Raw genomic sequence first — 10,414 nt, 5'->3', positions numbered from 1 at the left:
AACTCATTGAGATGTGTCATAGTATTCGTCGTTAGAAAACAATTATTATGACATTATTTCAATGAGTTATCTATTTTTGTCGTGTACAGAGGATTTTTATTTAAAAAAATTCTACTCTGAATTCAATAATAATTAGGCAATATATTAATTTAAAGTTGGGTTTTAGTGGATATAACAATAAGGGCAACCAGAAGTAGGGTACTTAGGACGCATAAAAGGCTTTTTTGACATGGTGGATAATCGAAATGATTATGTTCAAACGTATTTACATTACGCTCAAATTGCGAACACGCTTCGCCACAGTCGATATTTTTTACTCAGCATCCTGATTATTTGTCTTTATATTTTCAGCATTTACCAGATTTACTACCACCCTTCTCATGTATACTTTAACCAGTGGTTTATTTTTACAGAAATTACCGTCAGCCTCTGCTGGCTGACCAGTACGCTCTATTTTAAACCTGGACAGTATCAGCTTAAAGTTGCCCATCGCTGGCTGCAAATTCAGAGCCTGTTTGTTGGCCTGTGTATTGCGCTGGGTATTTTTATTATTTATTACTATCTGCCAACCGCGAACCCAAATTTCAGTACAATTGAAGCACTTACCCTGTCTACTTTACTGCTGATTGTCACTCAGACCTTTGGACTGACTTATCTGACCCAGAAAATCAGCTATTTCTTACTGACGTTCATCCCCTGTCTGATCCCCTTCTTTGCCTCCCAGTTTTTGCACACTGCATCAGAGAACCCTTTCTTGGGTCTGGCTTTAAACTTTGTCATGATTGTGATCCTGCTCTGTGCCACAAGCAGCTATCGTATTCAACGACACGCTTCCTGTCTGTCTGCGGAAAATCATTTACTGGTTGAGCAAGCCAAACAACAGGTAGACTGGACCGATGAGCTGTGTCAGCAATTACAAAAAGAAGTCAACAAATCCAAAGATATTGAACAGCAGCTCCAGCTCATCAATCAGCTACTTGAACAAAAAGTGCGTGAACGTACCTATGATATTGAGCAGATTAATCTTGACCTGAAAAATCAGCAGCAGAATCTGGAGCTGGCACATAATATTGCCGGACTGCGACCATGGGATTGGGATATTGCCAACCGGAAAATCACCCTGGTTAACCATAAGAATGAAAAAATCCTGAGAGGCTCCAAAGAACATAATATTTATTTAAAGCAACTGATCCACCCGGATGATCTTAAATCTTTTAAATCGGCTATCAAGCAGCATCTACGCGGGCAGGTTGACCGTTATGATGTGACTTACCGGATTCAGCTATCACCAGGGGTTTGGAATTGGGTGCATGATGTTGGTCGTGTAATTAGCAGCGACCCAGTCAGCCATAAACCGCTGAGAATGGTCGGTATTCGTCGTGACATTCAGCAGGAACGCACATCTCAGGAACGTTTAAAACTGGTTGCGAGTGTGATGGAACAGGCCGCCGAAGGGATTTTTATTCTGGATCAGGAACTCAATTATATTGATGTCAATCCCCACTATGAATATCTGACCGGCTTTAATCGTAATCAATTAATTGGACAATCCCTTTTTGATATTATTGCCCCTTCTAAAATCGGGCAACGGCCCAGCATGCGGGCGACCATCATCAAAAAAGTTAAAGACACCGGCTCTTATGATGGGGAAATTCATGCAAAATTTCGATCAGGTAAAAAACTGACTTTGTGGCTCCATATTAATGCCACCACTGATGAAAAGGACCGTATTACCCATTATATCGGTATTGTTTCGGATCTGACCGAGCGCAAGCTGCAGGAACAACGTCTGTCCTATCTTGAAAACTATGACGCTCTGACCGACTTACCCAACCGTTTTTACTATAATTATCAGCTACATCAATATCTGGTTTCACAAAAAGATTCCATTCAGAAAATTGCCGTCATTCGACTCAATATTGATCGCTTCCGCCCGTTAAATGAATATCTTTCCAATAATGGTGGGGATGAACTGTTACGCCAGGTGGCACAGCGTCTGCGCATCACCAATGCTGAAGCCCTGTTTGTTGCCCATCTGAATGGAGATGATTTTGCGATTCTATATGAAATATCGCATATTCGGCCCTCGGTGCAGGAGCATTGCCAGTGCATCGTTGAAGCCTTTAAAGCGCCTTTTCATATTTATGGACAGGATTATGTGATTACCCTGTCGATGGGGATTGCATTTTATCCTGACCATGGCCGTCAGCTGGATTATCTGAATAACTGTGCCGAACAGGCTTTGAGTGAGGCCAAAGATCTGGGAGGCAATACCATTCGTTTCTATTCCAGCAAAAATACTGCACTCCTCGAGCAAGGGATTTTTATTGAACGCGATCTGCGCAAAGCACTGCATAATAATGAACTGGTGGTGTACTATCAGCCCAAAATTCACTTCCGCAACCAGAAAATTTATGGCTTTGAGGCTTTGGTGCGCTGGAACCATCCTGAAAAAGGCATTATTCCACCCGGTCTGTTTGTTCCACTGGCTGAACAGACCAGCTTGATTTCAGATATTGGCCGCCTAGTGATTCAGCAAACAGCACAGCAAATTAAAAAGTGGAATGAACTGGGTTTTAATAATATTTGTGTCTCAGTCAATATCGTGGCACAGCAGTTACGTCGCGGTCAGCTCCTGAATGATCTGGATCATGCCATTGCAGAAAACCAGATTTCTGGCAGCAGCCTAGAACTTGAGATTACCGAATCGTCCCTGATTGAAAATTCTGAGGCAATTAAAGTGCTGCTAGATCAAATCAAGCAGCGCCAGATTAATATTTCTCTAGATGACTTCGGTACCGGCTATTCGTCTTTGTCCTATCTTGCCGACTTTCCTATTGACATCTTAAAAATTGATCGAAGTTTTGTCTCTAAAATTGGAGAAACCAAACAGGAAGCGCTGGTAAGTGCCATAGTTGCGATGGGCAAAGCAATGGGAATGATTGTGGTTGCTGAAGGTGTCGAAACTCGGGAGCAATTTGACTATTTATTTGATTTAAATTGTGATATTGCCCAAGGCTATTTATTTTCCAAACCTTTGCCAGAGCAGGAAGCGACTGCCTATTTGGAGCAAAACCGCAACTTTGCTTCTTATACCCTGCACGTCTAAGTTCATAGCCCTGTTCAATAATTTTGTTTGAAAAACGGGCGGCTTTGACTGGGCTAAGCGCCTAACAAATGGTATATTCGAAGCCATAAATCTAATTTATTTACCCGGATGCCGGGTAATCTTTACAACGATCGAGATACAGATGGACGAACAATCTTTAAAGCAACAGGCTCTTTACTATCACGAATTTCCTACTCCGGGAAAAATCAGCGTTACACCAAGCAAACAATTGGTCAACCAACGTGACTTAGCCCTTGCTTATTCGCCTGGCGTAGCGGCTCCATGTCTTGAGATTGAGCGTGATCCTTCAACAGCTGCCCTCTATACCGCACGTGGCAACCTGGTGGCTGTCGTCACTAACGGTACTGCAGTACTGGGTCTGGGAAATATTGGCCCGCTTGCATCTAAGCCGGTGATGGAAGGTAAAGGCGTACTGTTCAAAAAATTTGCTGGCGTTGACGTATTCGATATTGAAATTGCAGAAAATGATCCGGACAAGATTGTTGATATTGTTGCTGCTCTGGAACCCACCTTTGGTGGCATCAACCTTGAAGATATCAAGGCTCCAGAATGTTTCTATATTGAACAGAAACTGCGTGAGCGCATGAATATTCCTGTATTCCATGATGACCAGCACGGGACCTCTATCATTGTAGGTTCTGCCCTGTTAAATGCGCTGAAGCTCAACGGTAAAAAAATTGATGAGATCAAGATTATTGCTTCAGGTGCGGGTGCTGCTGCGCTGTCTTGTCTGAATCTGCTGTGTGCACTGGGTGCTAAAAAAGAAAATATCATTGTAGCGGACTCACGTGGCCTGTTAACGTCTAAACGTGAAGGTCTGGACGAGTCTAAAAAAGCCTATGTACGAGATATTGAAGAGACTCAGATCGGTGAAGTGATTGCGGGTGCAGATATGTTCCTCGGTCTGTCTGCGGCAGGTATTCTGACCAAAGAAATGGTTAAAACCATGGCTAGAGATCCGATCATTTTTGCCTTGGCAAACCCAAATCCGGAAATTCTGCCTGAACATGCCCATGAAGTTCGTGATGACGTGATTATGGCAACTGGCCGTTCTGACTATCCGAACCAGGTGAATAACGCCCTGTGCTTCCCTTATATCTTCCGTGGTGCGCTTGATGTAGGTGCGACAACGATTAATGAAGAAATGAAAATTGCCTGTGTACATGCAATTGCACGCATGGCGCATATCGAAGCTGATGCCTCGACTTATGGTGAAAAATCGGCATCTTTCGGCCGTGACTACCTGATTCCGGGTCCACTGGATCAACGTCTGATTCTGGAAATTGCTCCGGCAGTTGCCCAGGCTGCTATGGATTCTGGCGTAGCAACTCGTCCAATCCAGGACTTCGCAGCTTATCGTCAGCGCTTATCTGAGTTCGTCTATAATTCTGCCTTCATGATGAAGCCTATCTTTGAACAGGCAAAATCTGACCCGAAACGCATTGCCTATGCCGAAGGTGAAGATCTGCGCGTACTTCGTGCGGCACAAATTGCAGTCGATGAAGGTCTAGCCAAACCGATTCTGGTCGGCCGTCCGGCAGTGATTGAAGCCAATATCAAGAAACTGGGTTTGCGTCTTGAAGACGGCGCGAACATCACGATTGTCGATCAGGAGAAAAACCCGGATTACCAGAAGTTTGCGGATGACTATTACACCATCATGCAACGCAAGGGCGTTACGCCTGAGTATGCTCAGCGTGAAGCACGCCGCCGCTCTACCCTGATTGCTGCAATGCTGGTCAAACATGGTCTTGCCGATGGCATGTTATGTGGTACTTACTCCAGCTATGACATTCACCTGGACTTTGTCAGCAACGTCATTGGCAAGAAAGACGGTCACAATACCTTCTTCACGCTGAATGCCTTGATGCTGGAAGATCGGAACCTGTTTATTGCAGATACCTATGTCAACACCAACCCAACCGCTGAACAACTGGCAGAAATGACCATTCTGGCTGCTGAAGAAGTTCGCCGTTTTGGTATGACTCCACGCATTGCCCTGCTTTCACATTCGAGCTTCGGTTCCCATCAGGATGATGTCAGCGCGCAAAAAATGCGTCGTGTATTTGAACTCCTGTCTGAAATTGCACCAGAACTTGAAGTTGAAGGTGAAATGCACGGTGATGCAGCCCTGGATGAAAATATCCGTCAGTTTGCTTTCCCGAACTCACGCTTCAAGGGTTCTGCCAACCTGCTGATCATGCCAAATCTGGATGCGGCTAATATTTCATTTAACCTGTTAAAAGCAACATCAGGAAATAATGTAACAATTGGTCCAATTCTACTAGGTGCAGCCAAACCGGTACATATCCTGACCCCAACCGCAACTACTCGCCGTTTAGTGAACATGACAGCATTGACTGTGGCTGAAATCCAGGAAGTTGAAAAAAACGTCCTATAAGAACTATACGCATTCGCGTCACTTCTTAACTTGAGAAAACCTCTATTCTGTAGCATGATGCTGTTAAGAATAGAGGTTTTTTCATGCAAGTTTATTTAGTAGGCGGTGCAGTGCGAGATCACTTACTCGGGCATCCCTATCACGAAAAAGATTATGTGGTGGTTGGTACCACGCCTGCACATATGCTGAGCTTAGGCTATCATCCTGTCGGGAAAGATTTTCCTGTTTTTTTACACCCGGAAACCAAAGAAGAATATGCGCTAGCCCGCACCGAACGCAAATCCGGTTCTGGTTATCATGGTTTTGAATTTCACACTGACATCAGTGTAACGCTGGAACAGGACCTGATCCGCCGCGACTTGACCATCAATGCTATGGCCATGGATGAGGCCGGCCAGATTTATGATCCGTATGGCGGTCAGCAAGATTTGGAAAATCGGGTTTTACGTCATGTGTCTGATGCCTTCATTGAAGATCCATTAAGAGTCCTGCGGATTGCCCGTTTTGCTGCACGTTATCATCGTCAGGGTTTTCAGATTGCCGATGAAACCCTGCTACTCATGCAACAATTGACTGAATCAGGTGAACTGGATGCGCTAACCCCGGAACGGGTCTGGAAAGAGACAGCACGTGCCCTGATGGAGCGTGATGCGGATGTTTATTTTGAAGTGTTACGCAGTTGTGGTGCTTTAAAAGTTCTGTTCCCGGAAATTGATGCGTTGTATGGTATTCCGCAACGCCCTGAATATCATCCGGAAATTGATTGCGGTATTCATACCATGATGTCTTTGCAACAGGCTTGCCGTCAGAATTATAGTCTGGATGTACGTTTTGCGGTTCTGGTCCATGATCTGGGTAAAGCGCTGACGCCTGTAGAAGAATTACCCCGACATATCATGCATGAAGAGCGCGGCATTAAACCGGTAACGGCATTATGTGAACGGCTCAAAGTACCGACTTATACCAAGCAGCTGGCGTTGGCGGTATGTAAGGAGCATCTAAAATGCCATCAGGCTTTTAATCTAAAGCCCGGTACTTTATGGCGTTTATTGCAGCGGCTGGATGTATTACGTCGTCCTGAGCGTGTCGAAGCGTTTATACAAGCCTGTGAATGTGATTCGCGTGGCCGCTTGGGTCTGGAAGACCGGCCTTATCCGCAGGCACAATATGTGCTAGAAGCCATGCAGCTGGTACGAAATATTAAAGCTCAAGACCTACCCTCCGATATTCAGGGACCGGACATTGGGGAGATGCTGATTGAGCGGCGTATTCAGGCACTGGGAGTATTAAAAGAACAATATCAACAGACTATTGATATTGATTAAAAAAGCACCCTTGGGTGCTTTTTATTGTTTAATGCCTACACCTAAGCTTCTTGTCTCCAAGAAAGCTTAAACAAGATTTAAGCCTGGATCAGGAAATATCTGCTGGAAAAGCAATCACCTGCTCTAGCTTCATCTGCCGGGTTGCAACCATTAGCAGACGATCCAGCCCCAAGGCAATGCCGGAACATTCCGGCATCTTGGGCAATGCTGCCAGCAGATATTCATCGATTGGCATCACATGCAAACCGAGTGCTACTCGTTCGGCATTATCCGCTTCAAAACGAGAGCGCAAAACCTCGGCATCTATTAGCTCGTCATAAGCATTCGCCAGTTCCAGCCCTTCAATATACAGCTCGAAACGTGCAGCAACCAGTTCACCGTCTTCGTCAAGTGTGGTTTTAGCCAGTGAGGCCAACTCAGGCGGGAAATCTGTCAGAAATACAGCAGTATCAAAACCCAGGCTTGGCTCTACCATATGTGAAAATAATAGATCAATATAGCCCAAGCGGTCATCACCCAAGTCCAGATTCAGTCCTACCCTGCGGCAGCAATCCTGCAATTGTTGCACAGTCGCCTGTAAGGGATTTAAATCCAGACGATCCATAAAGGCATGTTTATAACTCAGGACCGTTGGCCGTACTTCACCAAAGCGTGCTTTGAGGACGACATTTAGCAGCTCAGTCACTTCAAACATTAACTCTTTCAGACTGAAACCCGGACGGTACCACTCCAGCATACTAAACTCACTGTTGTGTTTACGGCCATGTTCATCATCACGGAAAACTTTACAAATCTGGTAAATCGGCCCGCTTCCACTGGCCAATAAACGCTTCATGGCAAATTCAGGGGAGGTTTGCAAATAATGGGTACTCAGCTTGCCCATGACATGGCGCTGTGCCTGAATAGATGCTAAATGTACATCGGTCACACCAGCCTGTGACAAGACAGGTGTTTCAACTTCCAGCACCTCACGTTCAGCAAAAAACTGGCGGATTTGAGTATACATTCTGGCGCGCGCTTGAATACTTTCCAGATCGCAAGTCGGTTGATAGGACACGGACTGGCTCATGCTTGTGGCCCTCCATGGGCTGCCCATTCCCGGCGTAGCGGATAGGTTTTACGTAAATGGTCAAATGCCTGCTGCTCAACCTTGCCGTCTTTTAGACAGGCACGCAGACTGGCATCATCACGGGCAATGTCGTAGATTTGAGACAGATGCTGTTGTAGCGACATTTTCAAATTCTGGTTTTGGAAAAACGGCTCACAGACAGGCAACTGGGTTTCAAACTGTTTATGCCTGTCAAAGCCAAACGTCTGGCAAAACGCGTCATAAATTATTTGTGTACCACGTGCCTTGCCTTCCAGACTATAACCGGCAATATGGGGCGTCACCAAAGTCAGCAGATCAAGCAGCTGTCCAGAAATTTCCGGTTCGTGTTCAAAAACATCCAGCACCACTTTTCTTCCAGTCTTCTGAATATCCTGAATCAGGGCCTGCTCTTCAATCACCGGACCGCGTGCGGAATTAATCAGGAGGGTGTCAGGCTGCATGTGCGCCAAGCTAACCGCGTTAATCAGATGATAGGTCGGGTACTGGCCAGTTTTGGTGAGCGGTACATGTAGCGAGACTGCATGCGCTTGCTTAAGTAGTTCCGTCCACTCCACTTGCTGAACCTGTTCCTGCTGTACATAGGGATCATAGGCAATTACCTTCCAGTCCAGCAGTTTTGCCAGAGTGGCCAGACGCGAACCGACATTGCCAAGGCCGACAATACCCAAAGTAAATTGCTGACCAGCATTGAGTAGATCTGGCTGCACATGCAATAAAGCCGTAATCACATATTCAGCCACAGCCTGCGCATTACAACCCGGTGCATTGGCCCAGCTGATCTGCTTATTTTCCAGCGCTGCAATATCCAGATGATCCGTGCCAATCGTGGCACTACCCACAAATTTAAGCCGGCTGCCCTGTAACAGGGTTGCATTCACCTGGGTCACGGAACGAACCAGTAAAGCATCCGCATCTTTAACATTCTGTGCAGACAGGCTGCGTCCTGCGCGATGTTGAATGTCACCAAATTCGGCAAAGAAATAGTCGGTAAATGCCAGATTTTCATCTGCAACAATTTTCATAATCTGTTCCAATGACTGCATCTGCGTATCATACCGCGTCCACCGGCATGTGACTATTTTCTCTTAGAACCACTCTCTAGCAAAAATACCAATATAAAAAGCCGAAGTAGAGATTCACTTCGGCAAAGGCGTGTCATGAAAGCAATATCAAGGCGCTGGTTTCAGGCCACCGTCTCATCGGCAAGAGAGTGAATCGAGCCATCAATAATGCCTTTGGCCTGCAATGCAGCCAATTGTTCCGGAGTTTTGAAGCGGGATAAGATAAAGCCGGTATGTTGGCCCAGTTGTGGCGGTGCATGCCGATACTCTACCGGGGTTTCAGACAGCTTGATCGGCGAAGCAATCACTTGGAAGCGATCATTCAATGGATGTGGCACATCGACCACCATACCGCGATGCTGGACTTGTGGTTCAGCCAATGCCTCTTCAATCGAGTTAATCACCCCGACCGGCACTTTGACAGCATGAATCGCATCAACCCAGTCTTTGGCATTTTTTCTGAGAAAATATTCAGATAATAATGCAATCAATTCATCCCGATGTTTTACCCGATCCTGATTACGCTGGAACTTGCTGTCTTGTAGTAGCTCCGGCAAATCAATGGCCATACATAAATCTTTAAATTGCTTGTCATTACCACAGGCAATAATAAATTCCTTATCTTTTGCTTTAAAAGTCTGATAAGGCACAATATTTGGATGATGATTTCCCATCCGAACTGGCGAGATACCCGAGCTTAAATAGTTCATGCCCTGATTGGCAAGTGCTGCGACCTGCACATCGAGGAGCGACATATCAATATACTGGCCGCGTCCGCTCTGTTGACATGACCATAGGGCGGCCTGTATGGCAATGGTTGCATATAAGCCGGTCTGGATATCGACTACTGCCACGCCGACCTTCTGTGCGCCTCCACCTGGTCTATCATCACTTTCACCGGTAATACTCATCAGGCCCGACATGCCCTGAATGATGAAATCATAGCCGGGTTCTTCGGCACGTGGCCCATCCTGACCAAACCCAGTAATCGAACAATACACCAGCTTCGGATTTAGTGCGCTTAAACTGGCATAGTCCAGGCCATATTTTGCCAGTGAACCTGCCTTATAGTTTTCAATCACCACATCTGCCGTTTTGGCAATTTCCCGGATCAGTTCCTGACCTTCGGCACTCGCAATATCGACTGCAACCGAATATTTATTGCGGTTGGCACACTGGAAATATCCGGACTCGCGTGTGGCATTGCCCTCCTGATCCGGCATCCAGGGCGGTCCCCACATCCGGGTATCATCCCCGACATGTGGCCTTTCAATCTTGATGACTTCAGCGCCCAGATCAGCCAGAATCTGTCCGCACCAAGGTCCTGCCAGCACGCGACTCAAGTCTAAAACACGAATTCCCTGTAAAGCTCCCATATCTTTCTTC

At 46.0% G+C, this 10,414-nt stretch carries 6 protein-coding genes; 3 read left to right on the top strand and 3 right to left on the bottom strand.

The window, feature by feature from the left end:
* Window positions 1-229: 229 nt before the first annotated feature.
* From NI467_RS03550 to NI467_RS03540, 3 genes are all read left to right on the top strand, one after another.
* The gene (locus tag NI467_RS03550) at window positions 230-3,109 is read left to right on the top strand and encodes an EAL domain-containing protein (RefSeq protein ID WP_253150944.1); all 2,880 of its coding nucleotides are present in this window, start codon (window positions 230-232) and stop codon (window positions 3,107-3,109) included.
* A gap of 142 nt (window positions 3,110-3,251) precedes the next feature.
* Window positions 3,252-5,531 carry an NADP-dependent malic enzyme gene (locus NI467_RS03545; RefSeq protein WP_253150942.1) on the top strand — a complete coding sequence of 760 codons (2,280 nt, stop codon included), beginning with the start codon at window positions 3,252-3,254 and terminating at the stop codon, window positions 5,529-5,531.
* 83 nt (window positions 5,532-5,614) lie between these two features.
* Window positions 5,615-6,856: a multifunctional CCA addition/repair protein gene (locus tag NI467_RS03540; protein ID WP_151204883.1), complete on the top strand. Its 1,242-nt coding sequence runs from the start codon at window positions 5,615-5,617 to the stop codon at window positions 6,854-6,856.
* 88 nt (window positions 6,857-6,944) lie between these two features.
* Here the strand turns inward: NI467_RS03540 and epmA are convergent, their stop codons facing one another.
* The 3 genes from epmA to NI467_RS03525 all read right to left on the bottom strand — a co-directional run bounded on the left by epmA (window position 6,945) and on the right by NI467_RS03525 (window position 10,404).
* On the bottom strand, window positions 6,945-7,925 hold the full coding sequence (gene epmA / locus NI467_RS03535) for an EF-P lysine aminoacylase EpmA (RefSeq protein ID WP_253150940.1): 981 nt from the start codon (window positions 7,923-7,925) through the stop codon (window positions 6,945-6,947).
* Complete coding sequence (locus tag NI467_RS03530; RefSeq protein ID WP_253150937.1) at window positions 7,922-8,989, bottom strand: 4-phosphoerythronate dehydrogenase; 1,068 nt, start codon at window positions 8,987-8,989, stop codon at window positions 7,922-7,924. The genes epmA and NI467_RS03530 overlap by 4 nt, the downstream gene beginning before the upstream one ends.
* A gap of 161 nt (window positions 8,990-9,150) precedes the next feature.
* On the bottom strand, window positions 9,151-10,404 hold the full coding sequence (locus tag NI467_RS03525; RefSeq protein ID WP_253150935.1) for a CaiB/BaiF CoA-transferase family protein: 1,254 nt from the start codon (window positions 10,402-10,404) through the stop codon (window positions 9,151-9,153).
* Window positions 10,405-10,414 lie beyond the last annotated feature (10 nt).

The sequence above is a fragment of the Acinetobacter sp. S4397-1 genome, assembly GCF_024129285.1.
GTDB classification, from domain to species: Bacteria; Pseudomonadota; Gammaproteobacteria; order Pseudomonadales; family Moraxellaceae; genus Acinetobacter; species Acinetobacter lwoffii_C.
Note: the sequence above shows the minus strand (reverse complement) of the source record. Positions and strands in the feature narration are given on the sequence as shown.